Here is a 23,708-nt window from a genome sequence, read left to right on the forward strand (position 1 = left end):
CGAAACGCTATTCGTTTAGCAAGAGTATTTCTGTTAAAAAGAACAAAAACTTTTTTTGTGAAAGTATGATTATTATTTTGAATTTTTCTCCTTAGAAAAGTAGTGGTCAAGTAGCTATTCTACTAATTATCAGCTAAAATAATTTTAATCAATCAAAGAAAGAGGGTTTTTAAATGAGTATTTTTGATGGCTTAATGGGCAATGCCAGTCAACACAATAACAAAGCAGTTGAAGAAAAATTAGAAGACGTCTTAGTTATTGGAGAAACAGTCTCTCTAGCCTTTAAACTGGTTCGTGACTTAATTGTTTTTACTGACTTCCGTTTAATTTTAGTTGACAAGCAAGGAATGACTGGAAAAAAGGTTGAGTACAAATCAATCCCTTATCGTTCAATTTCACGTTTTTCAGTAGAAACTAGCGGACATTTTGACTTAGATGCAGAACTAAAGATTTGGATTTCAAGTGCAGAACTTCCAGCAGAAACAATTCAATTTAGAAAAGACAAAAATATTGTGGCAGTTCAAAAGGCCTTGGCATTAGCATTATCAAAATAATTAAAAGGACGAGAATTGAACTTTTCTGTTCAAATTCTCGTCCTATTTTTCTCTCTAACCATTGCCGTATCATTTTTCCCCTTTTTTTTTTCATTCGCTTTCATAGTCCCCTTTTTAAAAAGTATTCAGCGAGCTCCCTTTCAAAAAAAATTTCAAAGATAAATGAAAGATATTGGAATTATCTTTCTTTTACTTTATCTACGTTTTCAATCCATTTTTCGAGATTTGTATAGCCATCATTCTTGATATAATCATATTCCCCATCAATGATTTCATCAAACCATAGCAACTCGCCATCATCCTTTTTACCAACGATTTTTACTACCGACTGGCTGATAGATGTTTGTTGACTTAAATTTTTTACTTTACCAATTTTCAACGCGATGATCGCGTTGCCTTGTTCATAGCTTTTTTTAATTCCATATTGAACATATGTTGAATCCAATGTTTCATTGCCAATTAATACGACAGTCACTGAAGTTCCAACTAATTGTTTGTCAATCCAGCGCTCAATAGCTTCATCACCGTCTCGCTTCATTCGTTCAAATTCCGCCTTGTTGATAAACCCAGACTCTTCATTCTCCTTTAAAGCCCAATTATTTTTAACAACTAGCGCTCTCGATAGATCATTTTCATAATAAAAACCAAAGAAAACCCTCTTAGCCATTAAAGAACTACCTCCTAACTTTTTCTCATAAATTGAAACTGCAGCAGATTACCACTGTCGATGAAATTCTAAATAAACATCTTGACAATTACTAATAAATCTGCAATTCAATTTCTCTTTTCATTATATAATACCTATCAATATCAATGTCTCCATTTTCTTTATAATAGAAGTTTTTATGGAGAACAAGAGTTTCGCTGATTTCTATAATTACAAAAAACTAGCTGGCTTTTACCATTCCTACATGATACGCTTTTATTGAGAAAAGGACTGGAGGTCTTGTTATGTTGGATAAGTCAGTACCGTTTATTCCCTTCACCATGTTTCGCCCGTCGAATGCACCCTCATTGCCAAAACTCCAATTACCGGAAGGATATCGTATGATCTTTTATCAACCAGGTGATGAAAAAGATTGGTGCCAAATCGAAACGGCTGTTTTAGAATTTGATACAGAACAGGATGCAGCTGATTACTTTCAGCGTTCATTCGCACCTTATAAGAAAGAATTAGAGCGGCGAATGCTTTTTGTTGAGAATCAACAAGGAGAAAAAGTGGCAACCTTTACTGCTTGGTGGACAGAAGATAATTCTCCTCGTCTTCATTGGTTAGGTGTCATCCCCGAAGAACAGAGAAAAGGATTGGCCAAAGCATTAACAATCCGTGTTACTGAATTGCTTCACGAATATTACCCAAATCAAGATCTTTATCTAAATACTCAGACTTGGAGTCACCACGCAGTTAAGCTATATAAAAAATTGAATTACGAAATATATCAAAATCAAAATTATCAAAAGGTTTTAGATATATTAGCAGATGCTGATTAGATATCTCTATTCTGGATAATTAAATCCCCCTAAAGAGTTAGACTTAAGTCCAACTCTTTAGGGGGATTTCTATTCAATTTAACTATTCTGCACTTAACGCAGCCATTGTGATGTAATTATACGGCTGGTTGAAATGTGGTAAGAAGAAGATATCCAGCAATTTCAGTTTATCAATTGTCACTTTTTCTTCAATCGCTAGTGAGAACATATGGATCACACCAGAAATATCCTCCGTTGATGATAACTGTGCTCCTACTACTCGGCGAGAGCTTTCTTCATAAACAATCCGAATCTTAACATTGGCATTTTGTTTCATAAATCCAGGACGCTGTAAGTCTTCAAAATCTGTGTATTTCACTTCGATTCCATTTTTTGCCGCTGCTTCAACAGATAAGCCAGTTGACACCATGTGTAAACCGAAAATTGAAATACCGTTAGAGCCCTGTACTCCAGTAGATTCTAATGCAACACCACCTACATTGTATCCCGCAACTATTCCTGACCGAACAGCGTTAGTCGCTAAAGCAATATATGTCGTATCTTGTAATGCATTTGAGTAAATCGTTGCACAATCTCCAACAGCATAAACATTTGAGTCACTTGTTTGTTGGTGACGATCAACTAAGTAAGCGCCGTTTTTGAATAATTCTAAATGTTCCTTGCCTAACTCATTATTTGGCAAGAAACCAATTGCATTGATAACTAGATCAACTTTATATTCACCTTTATCCGTTACGATCGATTCAACCTTTTTATCACCTTTGTATTCCTTTGCTAATTCACCAAAATGTAGATCAATCCCATGTTCACTTAAAATAGTATCCATATCATCTGTAAACCATTTGTCATAATAACTTGGCAGTGAACGTTCCATAGCGTCAAACAACAACACATTTTTTCCACGTCTTTTAGCTGCTTCAGCGATCTCTACACCAATATAGCCCGCACCAATAACTGCCACATTTTCAATATTCTCGGACCCTAGGATCTGATCAACTGCTTGACCATCCTGAAAACGCTTCAAGAAATGGATGTTTTCTAAATCACGACCAGGAACCTTTGGTGAGATGGGAACTGATCCGGTCGCCAAAATCAATTTGTCATAGTTTTCAATGAAGGCTTCTCCGGTTTTTGATAGGCAATGAACTTCTTTTTTGTCGTAATCAACTCGTTCAACCGTCGTTTCCATTGAAATTCTTGCCCCTTTGGCCTCGAAATCTTCACGATTTGTATAAAATAATCCTTCGTATGAATCGATTTGACGACCTACCCATAAGGCTGTTCCACAACCCAGATAACTTAGGTTGTTGCTACGATCAATCATTACAACCTCCTGATCATCAAAGTTATCCAAAAGTGTGTTTGCTGCTGCGATCCCCGCGTGATTTGTTCCTACTATTACTGTCTTCGTCATACAATCTTCCTCCCTCTATTTGCAATCGTTTACATTACAATTATTATTGTACCATACTGCACAAATGACTTTTATGAAAATGCAAATCATTTAAAATAACTTTCGATATTGCATAAAAGCTGATTTGAAAAATAACATTGGGATAAAAACAACAAGATATACTAATAAAAGCCTCTCATTATTAACTTGCTAAAGTTACAGCATACTTCTATTTCAATAAAAAATGCCGGAAACAACAAATTTTTTATGATTAATCGAACTATTCCATACCAAAAAAAGAACAAATAATAGTAGAATGGGGATAAAAGAATAACTTGAATATTGTGATAAAAGGAATCGAGGCGAAGTTATGAATAAGAAATTTGAAGATTATCATCTTGAACTACTTGATAAGTATGGGTTACTTGATCATCAAGATGTTTGTGAAATTAAAAGTTTTAAATCTGGAGAAACAATTTTCTCTCAAGGTACGGAATATAAATATATTATGATCGTTGTTTCAGGTAAAGCTAAAGTTTGTACCAGCGCTCCAAGTGGTAAAGACTTAGTTTTGGCCTACTATCTTTCCAGTGGTTTGATTGGTGATGTAGAATTGATGTCTAATACTAGCTACGCTACAGCATCAGTCATCACTCTCTCTCCATTTGAATGCATCGTTGTCCCTTTTATAAATGATCATGATTCGATTTTCAAAAACATTACTTTTATGACTACTTTAGCCAAAGGTCTATCAGAAAATCTAATTAATAGCTCTCACAATTATACATCCAATGCCCTTTACTCAGGTGAACAGCGCCTTTGTGCCTATATCCTACAAGGTTCATATAAGGATTATTTTTTCGATAATTTGACCGATGTAGCTGCAACCATTGGTGTCAGTTATCGACATTTATTACGATTATTAAACAAACTCTGCGAGGATAATGTTTTAAAACGAGAAAAGAGAAAATTTCTAATACTTAACAAAGATCAACTTAAAAAGCGTTCCTCTGAAGCCGAATACTTCAAAAAAAATATTTAGCTGTTTACTATTGTTAAACAGAAATGCAAGAAGCCATCCGACTCCTAGTAATTAAGGAATCGAATGGCTATTTGCCTTTTAATAACCGCTGATTTTTAAGAGCTATAGTTAAAATTTCTTTTTTTCGCCGTTCTTCATATTGATTGATTCGCTCCCAATAAGCTAAGTTTGATTGATAGTTCTTCCATTGTTTAAAAACCACTAACCCTGAAATAAAAACAATGAATAAAATAAGGATCATCATCCTTACCACCTCCTACATTCACAGTTTAGCGAAACAATAGAAAAGCAATTAGGACATATGTCACATTTTGATAATTATCAATACAAACACTACTCTTTCTGATTCAATCACGTTATGAAAAATTGGGAATTATCAGAGTCTACTTAGATAATTTGTCAGGTCTCTAATATAAGTTTTCTGCTGTTTGATTAAGTACCCCTTAACAAAGGGCCTCATGTATATCTTTTTTGCAGTAACCTCTTCCTTAAAAATGATCCTAGTCTTATGTTTTCCTAAAGAGAAAAATTCTCCTGTCCATTTTCCGCTTATACTGTCATTGTCCATAGAAAATGCATAAAACATTAATGGTTTAAACTCTGTGATTGTAAAACGTGTTGCGATTCCTTGCTTTGTGTACTCAATAAAATTTTTCTGATCTTTAAGTACTTCAATTCTACTAAGGTCACTGCGCCATTTTACATCATTTAACGAGGTCACAATTTCCCAGATTGGTTCAACTGCTACGTCAAATATCGCTTCAATTTTGGTGGTCATCATTATCGAACATCCCCTTTTCTTCTATTATAAAGGATGCTTATAGATAGACCTCTCAACTCCTGTACAAATTTAAGAGCTTTTGCACAGCAGTTTCTTACCAAAACTCTGTGATAAATTGTTTTCTCTTTTCAGCATTTTTTTGATAATTTTCAGGGTTTCTCTGATAATATTCTTGGTGCTCCGCTTCAGCCGGATAGAAAACTCCAGCGGATTCAATCTGAGTGACGATTGGCCGATCAAAGCGTCCGCTATTTTGCAAAGCTGCTCGACTATCTACGGCAGTTTCTTTTTGTCGTTCATCAAAATAATAGATAACCGGGCGATAACTGCTTCCACGATCTTCGAATTGTCCAAAAGCGTCCGTTGGATCTGTTTGCTGCCAGTAAATCTCTACAAGCTCACTATAAGAGATCAACTCAGGATCAAAAATAATCTCAACTGCTTCGGTATGTCCGGTCGTTCCACTTTTTACTTCTAAATAGGTAGGATTTTCCTTTTCGCCGCCTGTATAACCAGAAATTACTGATTCAATTCCAGGTAGACTATCAAATGGTTTCACCATACACCAAAAACAACCACCTGCAAATATTGCTCGTTCCATTGCTACCACCTTATCTTTTTATTTTTTTAATTAACTGGCACTACTGAACCGCCCCATTTTTCTTTAATCCATTTTTGAACTTTTGATTCGTGTAGTACTTCAACGATTTTCTTAATATCCTTGTTATCCTTATTACTTGTTTTTGTTGCCACGATGTTAACATATGGCGAATCATTTTGTTCGATCATTAAAGAATCTTTTACAGGATTCAAACCTTTTTCGTAGGCGAAATTAGAGTTGATTGCTACAAGATCCCCTTCATTGTTCTCGTATGCCGAAGTTAGCAGCGTTGGATCGACGCTATGATCAAATACTAAATTTTTTGGATTTTCTGTAATATCATCAAAGGTAGCTTTATCGATGGGCACACCTGATTTAATTTTTATTAAATTGTTTTTAACAAAGATATTCAGCACTCGTCCCCATTCAGAAGGTACGTTTGAAACAACGACTTTAGCACCATTGGGTATGTCGCTAACTTTTTTTATTTTATGAGAATAGATACCCATTGGTTCAAGATGGATAGCTCCAACATTTGAAAATTTGTACCCATTTTCTTTCTTTTGCAAATTGAAATATGGAACAGTAGAAAAGTAATTTGCATCAATATCCCCATTTTCTAACGCCTTATTCGGCAAAACATAATCGTCAAATTTAACAATTTCCAAATCGATTCCCTTTTTTTTCAGCTCAGGTTTTATGTGCTCTAAAATTTCTGCATGCGGGGTTGGGGATGCTCCAATTTTTATTTTATCCGTTTTTTCAGCCGATCCCGAACCACACGCAGCCAAAAATGTAATACAACTTATAATTAATATTGCTAATCCGATTTTTTTCATAATAGACACACTCCCAAATTATTTTGACAAATAAAAAAAATATCCATCCCTTTATCCACCAGATCACTGATAAATAAAGGGACGAATATTTTCGCGTTACCACCCTTATTCGTATTATCTTCACAGATAATACCTCAACGGTACAGACATACCCGGCGATATAACGGTCGCTTCCCGTCCAGCTTGCGTGAACAAGCTAAAGGCTCAGAGTTCATCTTCATTGATTTTCTACGATCCCTCTTTTCACCTGCCGAGGGTCTCTTTAATCGTTTCACGATCAATTACTCTTCTCTTCAACGCATATTTATTGATTGATGTAATACTAATACAAATACTAATTATTTGCAACTAAGAATTACAAAAAACTCTTCAAAAATATTGATTGAAGAGTTTTGGATTTATTATTTAGTTAATCTCGGTAATGTTAGCAGCTCGTTCAGATCAGTGATGATAACGTCTGCAGCCTTCTGATCCATAAAGAACTCTTGCTTCAACGCTACAGTGTATATCCCTGCTGCTTTTGCGGCGGCAATTCCTAATGTAGAATCCTCTACAGCCAAGTAATCTTCACATGTCAACGCTGCTCGACTGATCAAATATATTTCTGGATTCGGCTTGCTTTCCCTTACTTCTTCACCGCTGATGGTAAAGGAAAAATGCTTCGCTAAGCGGCAATCCGATAACATCTGATCAATCTCTTTTCTAGGCGACGAGGAGGCCAGCCCCATCATGATATCGGCTTCGTCTAAGGTGCTTAGTACTTGCGGCACAGTGCTCCGCAGCGCTTTAGAAAAATCGATGTCATTTTGTTTTTTGTACTGAAGATATTCTTTATGGAGCAGGTTCCGTTGAATTTCATTATCAGGCACCAGCATTTGCCATGTTTGTTTTTCAGAATTTCCTACGTAATCCTCAAACCTATCAGAGCCTGGCTGGATACCCTTGGCTTTAAAAAAATCCATCCGCCGTTCAAAATAGAATGGTTCACTATCAATCAAGACGCCATCCATATCAAATATTACTGCCTTTTTCATTTTTCACCTATTCCTTTACGATGTCATTCAGCAAGCGAAGTTCCAGTAGCGGGAGCTCGATCGTATATTCCTTCTCGACCTCTAGAAAGGCTTGATGGATCAATTCCATATTGTGCCCCTCTTTTTGTACATATTCCTCAATGTCATCTTGTTCATCGACGCTTTCTTTGCGCAAGATCCGTTCGATCATAGAGCAGCAATGCATGTAAAGCAGGAACAATTGATTATTAGAAAACTCGATCCCCATCAATTTTTCCAGTTCCTTCACCGCTTTTTGAACCAGTCGCAGAACCTTTGTCGCATCAAGGATCGTCAGATTTTCGACTATTTTATTGATCGAGAAATTGAAAATCAGCTGACTCTTGAAGGCTCCATCATCGATCGCTACTTGTTCCTGCAGCAATCCCGCAAATTCAGAAATAGCTTCGCCATTGATCAGTTGATCCAAACCAATATATGGAATCTGATTAATCTTAGGGTTTTCAGTTCCGACGATCATCAGCACATCATATAGCTGAAATGGCGTTTCATACATTTTATTTTCCGCTAGCTTTTTGTAGTCATAAGGAAGAATTGTCAATTCTCGAGCAGAATCTCCTAAACATTTTTGAAGAATCTCCTGGATCTGCGTCGCGCTCCCCATTCCAGTATAGCAGCAGGTAATAATCGCTTTTTTCTTATTGATTTCTGGAATGATTAGCTGCTTTTGGATACGATTTTCTACTGTGATCGCTTCGTAGACTTCCGTCACGCTGTTGCCGTTGACGATATGTTGACCGACCTCTAACACAAGCGGTGTACTGACATTATCGATGATTACTAAGGGACTCTTAATATGATTGGTCAGACGTTCGCCTAGTTGATTGAACGAACCCATGTCTACTAATAGAATTAGTCCAGAATCTGTTCGGTAATCATTGATATAACGAATGATCTGAGCCTCTACCTTGTCCAGAGTAATATTGATTGGCATATCGTAGGCCTGAAAAACATTCTTACCTAGCATTCGATTAACTACATTCGCCAGACTGCTGGCGGTAGAATAGCCGTGTGCCAATACGATACATTTCACATCATTGGGCAGGTCGCTAATCTGCAAACTATAAAAATAGAAGGTCACAAACACAATATCTTCTTCTAATAATTGCTGGTCTAGCTGCTGGGATAAATAGGTCAATAATTTTTTTGCATACCAAAACGGCGTCTCAAGAAAGGAATCTAAAAACTCCATCATGTCGTTTTTTTGTTCTTGCCATTCATAGTGACTGCTTAAAATATCTGTGTTGTCTTTTAAATAAAGATAACTGACTAAAGACACGACGCGGTTACCATCTTGCTCAAACCCATAATTTTCATACATCATATCCAATGTCTGACGGATGTGATAGGTCAGCACCGAATAAAGCGATTCTTCCTTTTCATAGGTTCCCTGGAAGATGAACTCATCCATCATCTGAGTCACACGGTTTACATTGTCCTCAATAAATGCCTGCGCTAAACTCTCTTTTTGCTGCACCTTCTTGAATTCTCCTACTATCTCATCAAAGAAACTACGAAGCAGCTGGGTTTCTTTGCTCTCTAGATGAATTTGTTGGGTTGTATTGGGCAGATAGGTACGATCGGGCATCTTCTTCTTGGGTTTGCTGAACTGTTCTTTGAATTTCAAATTATACTCAAGCGGCAGATCCTTCAACCGAACAACGATTATCTGACTATTTTTTTTGTGGACATACGCATTTCCACAGGCATATTTGATGATATTCTTTATTTTTCCGACATTGCCTTCTAAGTCACTGTTTAATAAGAAATCGATCAGTGGGTAAGAAACTTGCAATTCCTTTTCTAAAATACTACTTTCAGCAATGAAGAATGAATCGATCAAGCGCAGCCGTTCAGACTGTGGACGATTTTGAAATTTAGGCAGTGTTACGATTACTGGCAGACGTCTTAAAAAAGTCGGTAAAAAAGCCGAATAGACATTTTCAGTCGTGGCGAAAATCAAACGGACATTGGCCTTTCGCCGAATGCTCGTATCCCCCATCGGAGAAAATTCTCCAGTATCCATGAAGGTAAATAATTTTTCTTGTCCTTCTTCTGATAGCCGATGGACCTCATCTAAAAACAAGATTCCGCCATCCGCTTTCTCGATCAAGCCGCTATGCTCATGATCTGCACCAGTAAAAGCGCCTTTTGTATGTCCGAACAGGGCCGATGACAATAGCTCTGGATTGTTAAAATATTGCGCGCAATTGTAGGCGATAAAAGGCGCCTTGCTGTTGATCACCTGTTGTTCTTTGGCATAGTCATAAATTTTTTCTGCTAAAAAGGTTTTTCCCGACCCGCTGACACCCATCAACAGGATCGGCAAGCCATTATGTGGGTATAAAACAGCGGTTTTGATTTGATCAATCGCTTCTTTTAAACTGCCATTGGCTCCAATGATTTCTTCAAGTGCATTGCCCATTTCCGGAGCTAGTAATTTTTCAATAGAATCATACTCCGCCCTGTCGATCATAATAGACGCATCTAGCAATGCGTTTTTATGTAAAAATAACACAGGATAGTTCTTGATCTTGATTAGCTCGCCTTCGCGAAATGCCTGATTCAAATAGCTGCTGATGGTACTTCGATTTAATTGCAGTGACTCAGCGATTTGATTTGCTGAAAAACGCTCCTCGGATCCTTCATTTAGATTCATCGTCAACTCATACAAGTATTCATCCAGTTCTTTTTTCATTTTCATCACCTGCTTTTAATCGATTTGTTGTCCCTTCAATACTATTGTATAGCATTTCCTTTATCGGAAGGATCAGATTTTTTAATAATGCGAAAAAACCGAGACATAGAATCTCAGTTTTTTCGCAAAGTATTTTTGCGACTAGTAAGAAAGCTTCCACATATAACGACGTTTGGTCAACGGATGTTCTCTTGCGTAAGAAAGTTCTTCTGCATATACTCTGAATACAGCAGTGATTACAAATGGATTAAAGTAATCCAAAACTTCTTTTTCAATATGAGCGGACAAGCCATAATCCAACGCATCAACAACTTCTGTTTTCGCATCGAAGCGGTCCAAGAAGGCCAAAGCGCGAGAATCGATGGCTCGTGTTTTTCCATCATTCATTAACAGGATAAACGGTACGTCCTTATCAACAATTTCAAAAGGACCATGGAAAAATTCTCCCGCGTGGAAAGTACCAGAGTTGATCCACTGCATTTCCATCATTAGACAAACAGAAGAAGAATAAGCCACTTCATGTGTCGCGCCGCTGCTCATGATATAAATAACTTTCTCATTTTTGAAGCGGTCTGCGAATTGTTTCGCTGCTTTTCGAGCGGATTCCGCGCTTTCTTGTGCCAAATCATAGATTTTTGAAAAGCCATTCAGCATTTTTTCATAGTGTTCATAGCCTTCGACTTGATTTAATAATTCTACGGCCAATAATAAGCAATAACCGGTTTTTTCAAGTTTTGCGGCATAGTTTTCAGCAAAGCGATGATAAATAACATAATCTGCATCTTTTGTTAGCGGTGCATCAATCATTCGTGTTAAACTAATTACTGTAGCACCTTTATCTTTGGCAACGGCATTGGCTTCCACTGTTTCTGGAGTTGCACCTCCAAGTGAAGCCGAGATCACCACGGTGTTCTCATCGACCGAAGTTGGTGTCGCAAAGTTGAATTCGTTGGCTGTGTAGTGGCTGATGCGTAATTGCTTCGCATTTTGGTCTAAAAAGTATTTTGCTGGATACAAATCTGCTTTTGATGCGCCACAGCCGACGAAGACAACATGTTTCACTTCATGCTTTCCTACAATCTCTTTGATAATGTCTTTTGCTTCCATCGTTGAATTCATTTTCTGAATTCCTCCTCAGTTTTCTTTTTTATTTAGAGAAACGATCCTATGATGTCTTGCTTTTCATCACAGCTCTGTTTCAACTACCAAAGTTAAACAAATATTCCTAATGCACTCAAAATCAAGCCGCCGACGATACAGATCAAGAGCATGATGCTTGTATTTACTTTCTTTTGCAGCAGCCAGTACATAAACATTGTTAATGCAAACGGCAGCATCTGCGGCATAATATTGTCTAAAACATCCTGCAGCACAAATGTCTTACCGAATTCGATCGGCGTCGTGATTCCGATCATGCTGGCGATCATTGCACCGATAACCATCAAACCGATAATCGAGCAGACGTACATCACTCGGTCCATCAACCCGCCCTCATATAATCTAGTCAAATATTTATTCCCCATATTGTATCCAAATTTCCCGCCATAATACGTCACAAGAAACGATGGGACGAAGGAAATGATCATCGCTAGGATTGGACCTAAAATACTCCCTTGTTGTGCTAAGTTGATTCCTAAACCAAAGGCTAAAACTCGAACGGTTCCTTGAAAAAAGGAGTCTCCGATACCGGATAAAGGTCCCATCAATGAGGTTTTCACCGAGTTGATCGTATCTGGATTAAAGCCTTCTTGATCCCCGTAATATTGTTCTTCCATTGAAGCAGCTAAGCCCAATACAAACGCGCTCGTTTGCGGTGTGCAGTTGTAATACAGCATATGCCGCTGATAAGCTTCTTTTTTCAACGTTTCATCTTTAGGATCTTTATAGATACGATCTAGAGTTGGAGCGATTCCGTATAAGAAACCCATATTCATCGCACGCTCATAATTCCAAGAATCCTGTATCGCCCATGAGCGCCAGAAAAATTGCCAATACTTCCGACCATTTTGATCTTTTTCTTTTGCCATTTTATTCCCTCCTCTTATAGATCATCCAATGCATCAGGTTCTTCTGCCGATCCGCCGCCGCTTCCACCAGATTTATTTGCTTCGATCTGATACATGACAAAGGCCACGATACCAGCAAATAATGCCACTCCTGTAATTCCTAAGCCTGAATAAGCAGTGATCAAGAAACCTAAAACTAGAAACGGCATCATTTTTTTAGACAGCATTGTTTGCAGCAGCAAAGCAAACCCGTACGCTGGCAGCAGCTTACTTGCTAGACTCAACCCATCAGTAATCCATTCAGGAATTGCGTCAACGATCGATTTAACCAAATCCGTTCCAAAATAAATCGCTAGAAAAATAGGAACAAAATACATCAATGAATACAAGATCGTCCCCCAGACAATGTGAATGTGCTGTACCCGTTTGAACTTCCCTTCCTCAATCAACGAATCGGCTCGGTGTGTTAAACTGGCTAAAACGGTCCGCATCAAAATTCCTAAGAGCTGTCCTAAAATGGCGATCGGTATCGCGATTGTCAAAGCCGTCTCTGCATTTGAACCGGATAAAATTGCAAAAGCTGTTGCGATAACTGCTCCTAATGTCATATCTGCAGGTACGGCGGCTCCAACCTGAACGACCCCCAAAGAGATCAACTCGATCGATGCTCCGACAAGCAGCCCTTTCTCCAAGTCTCCCAATGCCAAACCTACGAGTGTCCCAACGATCAACGGCCGCTCGAAGTTCAGTCGGCCCAGAATTCGGGAGTCCAGCATGACGAATACACCAATCAATCCTAAAACTATTGATTGAACCAACATTTAAAGCCCTCCTTTTAAATTAATTTATTTAAATCCTCTGATTTAGAGGTTGGTATCTGCTGCATGTATTGTTTTATCCCCATTTCCTTCAACTGATTGGCTTCTCCCTGCTCCTCCTCGTTTAGAAAAATGGCGCTGCCGAATTGTTTACCGTCATTCGTTTTAGGTATTCCGCCATAATTAATTTCCTTAATCTTTGGGTACGCCTTGCAAAACGCCAATGTTTCTTTCGTATTCCCAAAGATCAGCATGATATTTTCCTTTAATGTTTCAACCTTCGCCATTTTTGATAACGCTTCGTCTACTGTAAAAATATTCAGCTTCACACCAGTGGGTTTGGCTAAGTTCAGCGACATCTTCTTAAATTCATCTGTGGCTGCCTCTTTATTGATCACGATAATGCGATTGATCCCCTGTGACTTGGTCCAAGAAAAAACCACTTGTCCATGCAATAAACGGTAATCAATGCGGACTAGTTTAATCATAAATCGTCCCCTCCAATATTTATTTTTTCTGCTAATAGCTGTTTACAGTCAATCATTCCTCGACGGCTGTCCTCGAGGATATTTGCCAATTGATCAGAATCAATTCTTCCGGTCTGCGTCGCGATCGAGATCACCAACGGCAAATTCATTCCTGCAAATAAGTGCAGCTCTGGATGCTTTTGCTGAATCGTTAACAAATCGTTATTGACGCTGCCACCAAAAATATCGGTCAAAATGTAGACATCCTCATAGCCGGTCGTTTCTAATAGACGTTCTACTTGATTTTTGATTGGTTCATCCTCATCACGAAATGCCGAGAGAGCAAAAATATTTCCTTCATCGCCAATAATCATTGATACAGTCTGCTTCAATCCCTGCGAAAACTCTCCATGGCTTGCTAAAATAATCTTGTTCATTCCCTATCCTCCTTATAACTGTTCTCACTTTTATATTAAGCAACTACCGTGCCAACTTTAGTTACAGCCGTCAAAACCAGTTCTGACAAGGGTTTATCAAATGCTTCCAACACTCTGGATAGTGGTGAAGGTAATGTGCGGAAAGAGTGTTGACGTATAGATGAAGAAGAGAATGCCGAAAAAAAGACTCCTTTCTTCTATATAATAGCATGCGGATTTGTTGCAAAAAAAATCACCCAGCGGTTTTTTATCCACTGGGTGAAAGCCTGTTCTAATTGTATTGCGCTTTCCACATATAAGTGCGAGTCATGTAGTCTTTTTTGATCTGGTAGGCCAGCTCTCGCATAAAGACATTGTTCAAAATCGGAGAGAAAATCAAATGATTGAAATGCTCACTGACCTTGGAATCGAATTTATTCAGTCCCAGATCCTGAGCGTCTAACAGAAAGACATTTTTACCGCCAAATTCCTGTAAAAAGCGCGCCGCGCGCTCATCGTTCGAACGGCTGCCGCCCTCACCCACAAGCAAGAAAACAGAGGTTTCCTCATTGATTACCTCAAACGGCCCATGGAAGAAATCACAGCAGTTAACTGTTGGTGAATCAATCTGCAGCATCTCCATGATGTTGCAGATTGAGAAGATATAGGCTGCGCCAAATGTCGCCCCGCTCCCCAAGACATGAATGGACTTCGACTCACGATTTTGCAGTGCCCATTTGATCGCCTTGGTTCGAATATCCGTTACAGCCTGTCGATAGGCACTATCAACTCCTTCGAAGCTTTGTAACGCGACAGACACATGTTCATACCCTTCAACAACATCCAAAAGAAGCATCGCGATTTTCAATCCATAAGCGGCATTCGTTTTAGAAAAATCGCTGCTGTCCACCGCGACAGAATCGTAAACAAATTTGAAATCACAAACCTCTGTTAATTCCGATTCATCGACGTATAACGCAATAGTCGCCGCCCCTAGTTTCTTAACGACCTTCGCTGCTTCAATCGTTTCCGGTGTCCCTCGCATAGAACAAACCACAGCGACAGTATTCTCTCCCACAAAAGCAGGCGGTGCCTGAACAAATTCATTGCTGGTAATATTTTTAGACCGAAGCTTCTTCGCTTCCTGATCCAAAAAATAATGTCCGGGATAAAAGCCGCCATAGCTGCCTCCCGCCGCCAACCAAACGACATTCTCGATTCCTCCGACCTTTTGCTTCTCTTCGTTAATTGCTTCAATAATTTCTCTTAGTTCCATCGTGCTTCCTCGCTTTCTTTTAATCGCCTTAAGTAATTACCTTTCAATAATACGAGTTTAATACATGTTCGGTTCAATGTCAATACAAGTTCAATACATATAGCTGAACTTGTACTATAGTTGAACTATCAATTCTTTTTGATTATAATGAAGAAAAGGCGGTGTGAAGATGATTCAAAAGGTTAATGATGAGAACAAGCCTCTTTATTTACAGATAAAAGAAACGATTCTCCAGCAGATCCACCAGAAGGAATTGACTCCCGGTGATAAATTGCTTTCAGAAGCGCAATTTCAAAAGCGGTTCAATGTAAGTCGAATTACGGTTCGCAAAGCGATTGATGAACTGGTAGAGGAAGGCTATTTGACTCGTCTCCAAGGAAAAGGAACCTTTGTAAAAAATCGCCAACAAGCGCAGCAGCAAAGTTTATCCCTGACTCAACTTTGCTTGGAGCAAGGAAAAAAGCTGACCTCGGATGTCCTTTCCTTACAGGAGCTTCCCGTTCCCGCAGAATTTAGTAATCTTTTCAATTCTGAGACGGTTCTATCAGTCCAGCGTCTTCGTAAAATCAACGGTGTACCAATTATGCTGGAGAATAACTTTTTCCCAATGCATTTTACCTTCTTGTTTGAGGAAGACTTAACCGGATCACTGTATCAGGTACTTAATCGTTTTGCCGTTGAACCAAAATATAAGGGAATGAATCAAGTATCCATCAGCGAATTGACCGAGGAACAGGCTAAGCTGTTTAATGTGCAAAGCGGACTATCGGTGATCCACCACAGAGGTACTGTGTATGATTCAAAAAATCAGCTGGTCCTTGCCTCCGAGGAGTTGGTGAGAGTTGATTTACCAGATTTGTTCAACTATTATTTATAAAAAGTGACGAACATAAAAAAAGAGGGCCTATTTCCAATGACTGGAATAGACCCTTTTTTTGTTAAATCATCATACGCCATTGCCAGCGTTGACTATCGAAATAACTGATTCCGATGTAAGCTAGAATACTGGCTAATAAAAACTGTACTCATCAGACAGCTTCAATACCTTGGCTCCATAACTAAGTCAAAATCAGCAAAATGGCAATATTATAAAGCGTCCGCAGCGAGTTCCAAAAAAATGCAACAACCCATAAAAAAGCAGCCATTTACAACACTGCTATAACAAGAAAAGAAAATTTAATTTCCGGAAACTAGCGCATCTTCAACAGCTTTCAGGATCGTTATACTGCTCTGCGTCGCCCCGCTGATAGCGTCCACCTCCAAACTTTGTTTATCGATAATTCTGTTCACGATCTTCTCACCGTTCTTGCCTAAACCAGTCATATGATCTTTGATTTGAATCGCGGATATTTTACCTTTCTCCACACTCACTTGTACCCTGGCCGAGACTGGTTTGATCTGTGCAAAACCTATATACTCGCCATCGGCTACTTTAGAAATGTCGAGCTCGTTGACCCTCACTTTTTTCAACGTCCGCTTTGTTAAAATGCCTGTCCCGAGCTTTATACAGACCACCAGTGCTACTACAACAATCAAAATAATTATCGTTCGTTTCCCCATATTCTTCAATCCCTTCTCTTTTTAAATAATCCTATCTAATTCAGCTAAATCGATAAAATCCACACAACTCACGTCTACAACTTGTTCGATGGCTTTTTCGATATCAAATTTCTCCTGCTCTATTTTCTTTTTACTAGCCATGGAGATCATTTTCACGATCAATTTCTCCGGCAGTTTCATCTGTTCTTTTACTAATCGGCCTCTTAAATGAACAGTCGCTGCTTCAGGAAAATCCTCACTAATCCCCTTTTGTATCTCAGCTAGTTTCTCCTGATCGTTTTTTGACGATAAACCAACAGAAACTATTGTCATTTCTTTCTTATCATCAATTTTTTTCTTCCACTCCTCCAACCCTAGAACTTTTCCAGCGTAAACACTGCCAAAATAATAGATATTTCTCGCCGTTATTAGCTCCTTTGAAGTAACTTGAGCCTGCTCTAATATTGGATAGTGCCGCGAATTTGCGAATTCTCTAGCATAAATTTCCGAACTACCTTTTTTCGTTGCGTAGATCACGATCGTTGTCATTCTATTTCCTCCTTGGTTTATCTAACTTATTTTCCATTGCTTCCAGCTTTTCCGCACCGTCATATAATTTCATAAAAATAGAAAAAAACAGCTCCAATTCTTCATCTGAATAATTTTCAAAAATTGCATGTAATGCTTGGTTATGTAATGGTGCAACTGTTTGAAAATACTCTTCTCCTTTGAATGTTAAGGAAAGATCCGTTTTTCTTCGATCATCACTGTTTCGAGAAATACTGATAAGACCTTTGCTTTCCAATGCCGCTGCCAGCTTCTTCGCATTTTGCCTCGAGCTGCCCAACAATTCGCCACAGGTTGTTAGATCCAATACCTTTTCTGGTGCCTGTTTGATCATGATCATTACCATAAACTGCTTCATCGTGATCAGAGGGTCTACTTTGTCAAACGAGGTCTGTAAACGATTGCCTAAAATAAATAAACTGGCAAAAATCGCTCGTTGTTGCTTATCACGACCCGTTTTAAACGCTTCGGTCAAATCTTCGATAGTCATAAGAATCACTCCTGTCTCATTACAATACGTAACTTGTTACCTATATTGTACAATCATTTGATCTTATCTTCTATAGTCCTTTAGTCTTATTCTTAAATCAGTCGTATGGAAGCCCTTTTTAATGATTTTTTGATTTTTTTAAGATTTTATATATTAAAATATCTAATAAAAATGTATAATAAATCCATATAAAGCGTTTTCCTGATCTTTTCAACTTTTTAAAGGATCAAAACGGAGGGATTTAGTTGAAGAATTCGATCATCAATATCGATAAACGTCATAAAGATATTTTGGATATTTTAGAAAAGAATGAACATATGACTACTCTAGAGCTAGCTGATAATTTGGATGTTTCTATTAGTACGATTCGTCGTGATTTGCATCTACTAGAGGAAAAAAACGATATCATTCGAAAATTTGGCTATTGCATATTTAATTATGATAATAAACCTGAGAATGATCATTCGGGACCTGTTCGAATGAAGCAACTCCTTGCCAAGGAAGCGAGTAAACACATTCATAATAACGATACACTCTTTATTAACTCTAGTTCAACGGCTTTAAAAGTAATTGATTATTTGCACCTCGACCATTTAACGGTCATTACAAACAATCTAAAAATTAATTACTCTCCACAAAACGCCCATCATAATTATATTTTGACGGGTGGAGAAATGCGCTACCCAAAAGAAGCATTAGTTGGTGATGTGGCAGTTCAAACTTTGTCTGGGATTAATGCCGATGTATGTGTTGTCGGCTGCAGTGGGATTGATTTAGAAAATGGAGTTACTACAAAAACAATCAATGAAGCAACGATCAATACATTGATGGTCAAGCGGACCACAAAATGCAAAGTCTTAGTCGCAGACCATCGAAAAGTTGGCGTAACTTCTAAATTTAAAATGTCCGACATTTCAGCATTTGATTATTTGATTACCGATCAATTTAGTTCAGAAGAACTTTTAAATGATATCCAAAATATAGGGGTAAAAGTCGTTCAAGTCACTTAGAGGAGTGTGATTCTTTGGGGAAAACAAAACAAGCATTACTTTCTACAAATATCATTTTTATTTTTTTGATTTCATATGGATTAAGCATTACATTCGCTGCTTTTTTTCTGGCCAGCCCGCACAAACTAATTACGGGTATGCAGCGGATCATCAGTTCACCTAGTAATTTAATTACGGATTATGTCCACATTGCAGGCGTTGGTCCAGCTTTTTTGAACAGCGGACTGCTAACGCTGAGCAGCCTTTTTCTTTTGCGGAAACATAAACATCATTTTTGTTCGTTGACTGTTTCAGTTATCATGATGCTCTCAGGTTTTTCTTTTTTTGGCAAAAATATCGTGAACTCCGCACCAATCATTCTGGGCTGTCTGCTTTATCTTCGAATCCATCATTCAGGAAAACAAGAACTATTGGTAATGGGACTTCTGAGTACCTGTCTCTCCCCCATTGTTAGTACAATTTATTGTGCTCCTGATCATTTTTTTCTTTCAAACAAGCTCGTCGCATTATTTGCTGGTTTAGTCATCGGCTATGCGATTTTACCAATCTTTGAATTTTTAAAAGTACACACTAAAGAATTGAATCTCTACAACATGGGATTTTCTGCTGGTTTTATCGGCATTATAGGAAATTTGACTACAAGAAATATTTTAGTGATAAAAATCGTACCTCATGCCCTCTCCTTTGAGCATCATCACGCTTTGCTGCTTTTCTTAGTAACTTTATTCACTGTCCCGTTACTCGTCTTTCTTTCATTTTATAAAAGAAATCCAACCTATTCGAAGCATCTGCTATTAGATTTAAAGAAAATCGCTCGTTTTTCACTATATGGTTATTTAGCAGTTGTCTTTACGCTCTTTCTGAAGGTTCCCTTAAGCGGTATTTTAGTTGGTGCCATTCTGACCTTTGCAGGTTTTAGTATGTATAATTTTAAATTTCGTTATTTCTTTTTTCCGGCAATAGGAGTTTTTCTGACTGCTCTATTTCTCTATCAAGATGCGGCAACTACTAATAATATCGTTATTATCCTCTTTGCCAGTACCCTTTCTCCTATGACGCGAAAATATGGGCTGGTGACAGGAACTCTTTCGGGAAGTCTATTTTCCTTAATTACTCGAAATACACAATATCTAACAGCTGGTATTAATTTGTACAATTGCGGCTTTGCAGGTGGAATTACCGTTTTATTAATGGACTTCATTCGAATACAATTTTACAAAAACAGTAAAATTAGAAATTCTTTCCAAAGCATCCACATTCGCATTATTCATTTTGAAAAACAACTGATTTTAAAATTCCAAGAAGTTGCTCATTCTTTCATTTTCAAAATTACGACTATCAAAGATGATCAGTCATAAAAAATGAAGCAAAAGACCTATTCACGATAAATATCATGAATAGGTCTTTTGTATTATAGAAGAAAAGGAAAATCATATAGTGCCGCTAAGCACTTAATTTCAAGATCAAACGAATTATTATCTTTCTGAAATGATATTCACTTTCTCAATAAAAAAACGACTATTAAAAAGTCGTCTTTGCTACTAGGTTATTGTTGTATTCTAACGATAAATTCCGTAATTAGAATTCTGTTTGGGGTTCTATTAGGTCGGTGTATCTAATAACCGTTATAAAGTCGATTAAGGTCTCCGTCTCACTCTTCACTATTTTAACAACTACAGAATTACTCAACTTATTTTTTATCATTCCCAAATGCATCTCTTTTTGATATTCAAACATAACTTCTTGACCTATCGAAAAACGCTCACCTAAAATTGATAATTTTGGAGATTTGAAGCCATAAGTACTCGCCATTATAACGGATCCTCCTTTAAACGCAACTGCAGCAAAGTTCAGTATAAAAAAAAGAAGATCGTTTCCGATCTTCTTAATAATCTTTTAATTCAATAGCTTTACGCTTTTTGAATGTTAGTTGCTTGTAAGCCACGTTGGCCTTCTTCAACATCGAAAGTCACAGCTTGACCTTCGTCTAAAGTTTTGAATCCGTCACCTTGGATAGCTGAAAAATGTGCAAAAACATCATTGCCATCTTCTCCAGTGATGAAACCGAAACCTTTATCTGCATTAAACCATTTAACTGTACCATTACTCATGTATAGTACCTCCAATTACACATCATATGTGCTTATTTGTAATAAAAAAATGATGTGTATTGAAAAAGTATATCGAACATAAAGTCAAACAACTAGACACATATCAAAGTATTACTTGAATATCATAACATGTCTGTACAGCGAATGCAAATAAAACATGAACATTTTGTTATTTGCAGAATGAAATATTAAGTTTTCATTCTATCCCACCCTATTGAATTGATACCTATTTAATAAAGCCATCGTTTACCAAAGCTAGCTTCGTTCGCGGGTGCTTAACCTTATTCTATGGTTGAGCTGCTAAACACGAACATTTCGCCTCATTATTACTTCCATAAATAAAACTAGTTTAAAAATTTTAATCTTTATAGCATCTTTTCTTCACAATAAAAAATGAGTATCTATCGACTGCAGACAAAGTTCGACTCGTTGTCATTCTCAAGTTCTTGATTATTTTCTAAGATATGGTCAGTTTAAACCTACTTATTTTAACCTGAATAATTCATAGAATTTCTGAAACTCTATTAAAAGCTTATTAACGCACGGTTCTTCTTTTCTTTTACCGCACCCTTTGGGTGTACAAAAAGAACCCCAATCTGCTATGGTTAAAGTGTCTAAACTAAACCAAGAAAGGGGTTCTCTCAATGGCTACATTACAGGAAAAACACGTAAAATTCAACTCTAAAATGGTGGTGTCAAACACCGGTGGTAATCTTTCGTCAGATGCCGGTCTCATCTTGGTGAAGGAATTCATGAATTCGCTTGGATTTTATTCGTTCGCGAAGCAATTCCTCCACTTCAATGAGGACCGTATTTATTGGACTCATGACAACATCTCCCTGCTCGAACAGCTGCTCTTCCAGTTGATTGCCGGATATTCCGCAGATTCATCCGCCAATCTCTTGAAGGAAGATCCCATTTTTCGGTTGGTTTTGGATAAGGAAGCCATCGCCTCCCAGGCCTCGCTATCCCGCTTCTGGGACCGGATCAGCGAGGAGAACATTGCACAGTTCCAGGAACTGAACCAAGCCATGCTGGACAAGGTCCGCATGGAACGGAACAATACCCAAATGATCATCGATTTAGATTCCACACATTCGGATACGTTCGGGAATCAAGAAAAGACTGAGCACAATGCCCATTACGGCACACAGGGCTATCATCCGTTGGTAGCCTTCGATGGCCTTACGGGAGACTTTCTGAAAGCAGAACTTCGTTCTGGAAATGTGTATACGTCAAAAGGTGTAAAAGATTTTCTGGCACCGATGCTCACACATTACCGTCAAGTCCTTCCCTGCACTGATATTTTGGTCCGGGGAGACAGCGGCTTTGCGACGCCCGAGGTCTATGATACGTGTGAATCCAACGAAAGTTTCTATGTCATCCGCCTGAAATCAAATAAAGTCGTGGAAAAACTAGCGGAAACCTTTGTCCTGGTTGGGGACGACCATCCCTGGGAGGAAAGGGAAGTCCACTACTATTCCGCGTTCTATCAAGCCAATAGCTGGTCCCAAAAACGTCGAATCTGTATCAAATCGACTCGGGAATCGAATCAGCTGGTGTTCAGTCACGAGTACGTGGTCACTAATTTTCACGAGGAACTATCCGCGAAAACCATCTTCCAGATTTACCATAAACGCGGCACCATGGAGAACTTCATCAAGGAAGCAAAAAATGGGTTCTATTTCGACAAGACGGATAGCTCAAGCTTCTTGGAAAATCATGCACGGATGATGGTAAGCCTGTTGGCTTACAACCTGGTCAACTTCATGAAGACCATATGTCTACCTGAAAAGGAAGCGACATTCCAAGTCGACACATTGCGGCTCCGCCTGTTCAAGGTCGCGGGTAAATTAGTCCGCAGTGGCCGTAGATTGCTTTTACGGATGAGCTCCTCCCATGTCTATCAAGACTTGTTTTATCAGTTACTGGACAAAATCCAGCAACTCAGTTGGCAAGTGTAAAATAGCAATCAGCTTTTAAAAAGACATGGAATCACTAAGGGATTCGTGCGCCCAAAAACAGCTCCAGATTCCCTATCTTCGTTAAAAAAACAAAAGGAAATCTGTTTTCGCAAGTACAAACCGGTTGAAAAAAGAAAATTCAACTCAAATCGATGTATAAACGTTATTTTCCCAAAAAAATTAGATCTATGAATTATTCAGGTTTAAATTTCATTTTTAAATCTATTGTTTATTGATAGAATGAGTTAAGCAAATGTAGGAAGGAGCAAAACTATGCGTGGAACAGTTTCAAATGACCAACGCGTTTATCACTATGAATCACCCTTCTTAATGCAAGGAGAGAATGGCTTAACTCTTAGCCAACTGCGTGCATTATTCATAAAGAGTCTTTTAAAAAATGAGCGAGCAAAATACGTTACAGAAAACTTTGCCCTCGAAAAAGAGCATCGGCGAATAAACATTTGGCGGAAAGATGGTAAGATACTCTCAGAAGAAGAATTACTGAAAATAGACGAGATAATACCGCAAATATTCGAAACAAACTAACATAGCTGCTATAAATGGAGCTAGGA

Annotated in this window: 27 protein-coding genes and 1 other annotated feature; of the genes, 8 read left to right on the forward strand and 19 right to left on the reverse strand. The window is 38.1% G+C overall.

Annotation, left to right across the window (positions count from 1 at the left end):
- The first annotated feature begins 173 nt into the window (after positions 1-173).
- Positions 174-554: a PH domain-containing protein gene (locus I585_RS01655; protein ID WP_010739295.1), complete on the forward strand. Its 381-nt coding sequence runs from the start codon at positions 174-176 to the stop codon at positions 552-554.
- A gap of 178 nt (positions 555-732) precedes the next feature.
- Here the strand turns inward: I585_RS01655 and I585_RS01660 are convergent, their stop codons facing one another.
- Positions 733-1,221, reverse strand: coding sequence for a TIR domain-containing protein (locus I585_RS01660; protein WP_010739296.1), 489 nt, complete (start codon positions 1,219-1,221; stop codon positions 733-735).
- 284 nt (positions 1,222-1,505) lie between these two features.
- On the opposite strand from I585_RS01660, the gene I585_RS01665 reads away from it, so the two are divergent.
- A complete protein-coding gene (locus tag I585_RS01665; RefSeq protein ID WP_010739297.1) occupies positions 1,506-2,045 on the forward strand; it encodes a GNAT family N-acetyltransferase in 540 nt (179 codons plus the stop codon).
- An 82-nt stretch (positions 2,046-2,127) separates the two neighbouring features.
- Here I585_RS01665 and nox read toward each other — a convergent pair whose 3' ends face one another.
- Positions 2,128-3,459, reverse strand: a complete 1,332-nt coding sequence (gene nox / locus I585_RS01670) for a H2O-forming NADH oxidase (RefSeq protein WP_010739298.1) — start codon at positions 3,457-3,459, stop codon at positions 2,128-2,130.
- A gap of 349 nt (positions 3,460-3,808) precedes the next feature.
- Between nox and I585_RS01675 the strand changes: the two genes are divergently transcribed.
- The gene (locus I585_RS01675; RefSeq protein WP_010739299.1) at positions 3,809-4,480 is read left to right on the forward strand and encodes a Crp/Fnr family transcriptional regulator; all 672 of its coding nucleotides are present in this window, start codon (positions 3,809-3,811) and stop codon (positions 4,478-4,480) included.
- Between the two features lie 67 nt (positions 4,481-4,547).
- On the opposite strand, the gene I585_RS23165 is transcribed toward I585_RS01675, so the two are convergent.
- The 12 genes from I585_RS23165 to I585_RS01735 all read right to left on the reverse strand — a co-directional run bounded on the left by I585_RS23165 (position 4,548) and on the right by I585_RS01735 (position 15,455).
- On the reverse strand, positions 4,548-4,724 hold the full coding sequence (locus I585_RS23165) for a hypothetical protein (protein WP_010739300.1): 177 nt from the start codon (positions 4,722-4,724) through the stop codon (positions 4,548-4,550).
- 132 nt (positions 4,725-4,856) lie between these two features.
- Complete coding sequence (locus I585_RS01680; protein WP_010739301.1) at positions 4,857-5,261, reverse strand: hypothetical protein; 405 nt, start codon at positions 5,259-5,261, stop codon at positions 4,857-4,859.
- Between the two features lie 94 nt (positions 5,262-5,355).
- On the reverse strand, positions 5,356-5,862 hold the full coding sequence (gene msrA / locus I585_RS01685; RefSeq protein ID WP_010739302.1) for a peptide-methionine (S)-S-oxide reductase MsrA: 507 nt from the start codon (positions 5,860-5,862) through the stop codon (positions 5,356-5,358).
- Positions 5,863-5,888: 26 nt separating this feature from the next.
- A complete protein-coding gene (locus tag I585_RS01690; protein WP_010739303.1) occupies positions 5,889-6,701 on the reverse strand; it encodes a MetQ/NlpA family ABC transporter substrate-binding protein in 813 nt (270 codons plus the stop codon).
- Between the two features lie 74 nt (positions 6,702-6,775).
- Positions 6,776-7,007: a binding site (T-box leader), on the reverse strand.
- Positions 7,008-7,102: 95 nt separating this feature from the next.
- Entirely contained in the window at positions 7,103-7,735 is a 633-nt protein-coding gene (locus I585_RS01695; RefSeq protein ID WP_010739304.1) for an HAD family hydrolase, read from the reverse strand.
- A gap of 7 nt (positions 7,736-7,742) precedes the next feature.
- Positions 7,743-10,472, reverse strand: a complete 2,730-nt coding sequence (locus I585_RS01700) for a sigma 54-interacting transcriptional regulator (RefSeq protein WP_010739305.1) — start codon at positions 10,470-10,472, stop codon at positions 7,743-7,745.
- A 141-nt stretch (positions 10,473-10,613) separates the two neighbouring features.
- Positions 10,614-11,591: an SIS domain-containing protein gene (locus I585_RS01710; protein WP_010739306.1), complete on the reverse strand. Its 978-nt coding sequence runs from the start codon at positions 11,589-11,591 to the stop codon at positions 10,614-10,616.
- A 92-nt stretch (positions 11,592-11,683) separates the two neighbouring features.
- Positions 11,684-12,499: a PTS system mannose/fructose/sorbose family transporter subunit IID gene (locus I585_RS01715; RefSeq protein ID WP_010739307.1), complete on the reverse strand. Its 816-nt coding sequence runs from the start codon at positions 12,497-12,499 to the stop codon at positions 11,684-11,686.
- 14 nt (positions 12,500-12,513) lie between these two features.
- Positions 12,514-13,299 carry a PTS mannose/fructose/sorbose/N-acetylgalactosamine transporter subunit IIC gene (locus I585_RS01720; protein WP_010739308.1) on the reverse strand — a complete coding sequence of 262 codons (786 nt, stop codon included), beginning with the start codon at positions 13,297-13,299 and terminating at the stop codon, positions 12,514-12,516.
- Positions 13,300-13,313: 14 nt separating this feature from the next.
- Complete coding sequence (locus I585_RS01725) at positions 13,314-13,784, reverse strand: PTS sugar transporter subunit IIB (protein WP_010739309.1); 471 nt, start codon at positions 13,782-13,784, stop codon at positions 13,314-13,316.
- Positions 13,781-14,200, reverse strand: coding sequence for a PTS sugar transporter subunit IIA (locus I585_RS01730; RefSeq protein WP_010739310.1), 420 nt, complete (start codon positions 14,198-14,200; stop codon positions 13,781-13,783). Before I585_RS01730 ends, I585_RS01725 begins: the two co-directional genes overlap by 4 nt.
- Before the next feature lie 271 nt (positions 14,201-14,471).
- Positions 14,472-15,455: a hypothetical protein gene (locus tag I585_RS01735; protein ID WP_010739311.1), complete on the reverse strand. Its 984-nt coding sequence runs from the start codon at positions 15,453-15,455 to the stop codon at positions 14,472-14,474.
- A gap of 169 nt (positions 15,456-15,624) precedes the next feature.
- Here I585_RS01735 and I585_RS01740 point away from each other — a divergent pair, with 169 nt between their 5' ends.
- A complete protein-coding gene (locus I585_RS01740; RefSeq protein ID WP_010739312.1) occupies positions 15,625-16,332 on the forward strand; it encodes a GntR family transcriptional regulator in 708 nt (235 codons plus the stop codon).
- A 299-nt stretch (positions 16,333-16,631) separates the two neighbouring features.
- On the opposite strand, the gene I585_RS01745 is transcribed toward I585_RS01740, so the two are convergent.
- From I585_RS01745 to I585_RS01755, 3 genes are read right to left on the reverse strand one after another with little or no spacing between them, the layout of a single operon-like run.
- On the reverse strand, positions 16,632-17,015 hold the full coding sequence (locus tag I585_RS01745; RefSeq protein ID WP_010739313.1) for an FMN-binding protein: 384 nt from the start codon (positions 17,013-17,015) through the stop codon (positions 16,632-16,634).
- Between the two features lie 21 nt (positions 17,016-17,036).
- Positions 17,037-17,543, reverse strand: a complete 507-nt coding sequence (locus I585_RS01750) for a flavodoxin domain-containing protein (protein ID WP_010739314.1) — start codon at positions 17,541-17,543, stop codon at positions 17,037-17,039.
- Between the two features lies 1 nt (position 17,544).
- Positions 17,545-18,051 carry a MarR family winged helix-turn-helix transcriptional regulator gene (locus I585_RS01755; RefSeq protein ID WP_010739315.1) on the reverse strand — a complete coding sequence of 169 codons (507 nt, stop codon included), beginning with the start codon at positions 18,049-18,051 and terminating at the stop codon, positions 17,545-17,547.
- A gap of 245 nt (positions 18,052-18,296) precedes the next feature.
- Between I585_RS01755 and I585_RS01760 the strand changes: the two genes are divergently transcribed.
- Both I585_RS01760 and I585_RS01765 read left to right on the forward strand, forming a co-directional pair.
- Positions 18,297-19,061 (forward strand): DeoR/GlpR family DNA-binding transcription regulator, encoded by a 765-nt coding sequence (locus tag I585_RS01760; RefSeq protein ID WP_010739316.1) that lies wholly within the window; start codon positions 18,297-18,299, stop codon positions 19,059-19,061.
- 14 nt (positions 19,062-19,075) lie between these two features.
- A complete protein-coding gene (locus tag I585_RS01765; protein WP_010739317.1) occupies positions 19,076-20,419 on the forward strand; it encodes a DUF1576 domain-containing protein in 1,344 nt (447 codons plus the stop codon).
- 220 nt (positions 20,420-20,639) lie between these two features.
- On the opposite strand, the gene I585_RS01770 is transcribed toward I585_RS01765, so the two are convergent.
- Together I585_RS01770 and I585_RS01775 are read right to left on the reverse strand one after the other, a co-directional pair.
- Positions 20,640-20,873, reverse strand: coding sequence for a hypothetical protein (locus tag I585_RS01770; RefSeq protein WP_010739318.1), 234 nt, complete (start codon positions 20,871-20,873; stop codon positions 20,640-20,642).
- 98 nt (positions 20,874-20,971) lie between these two features.
- Complete coding sequence (locus tag I585_RS01775; RefSeq protein WP_010739319.1) at positions 20,972-21,172, reverse strand: cold-shock protein; 201 nt, start codon at positions 21,170-21,172, stop codon at positions 20,972-20,974.
- Between the two features lie 644 nt (positions 21,173-21,816).
- On the opposite strand from I585_RS01775, the gene I585_RS01780 reads away from it, so the two are divergent.
- Positions 21,817-23,136: an IS1380 family transposase gene (locus tag I585_RS01780; protein WP_010739320.1), complete on the forward strand. Its 1,320-nt coding sequence runs from the start codon at positions 21,817-21,819 to the stop codon at positions 23,134-23,136.
- A 273-nt stretch (positions 23,137-23,409) separates the two neighbouring features.
- The gene (locus I585_RS01785; RefSeq protein ID WP_010739321.1) at positions 23,410-23,682 is read left to right on the forward strand and encodes a hypothetical protein; all 273 of its coding nucleotides are present in this window, start codon (positions 23,410-23,412) and stop codon (positions 23,680-23,682) included.
- Positions 23,683-23,708: the final 26 nt, after the last annotated feature.

It is taken from the genome of Enterococcus malodoratus ATCC 43197 (genome assembly GCF_000407185.1).
In the GTDB taxonomy this organism is placed as follows: Bacteria; Bacillota; Bacilli; order Lactobacillales; family Enterococcaceae; genus Enterococcus_A; species Enterococcus_A malodoratus.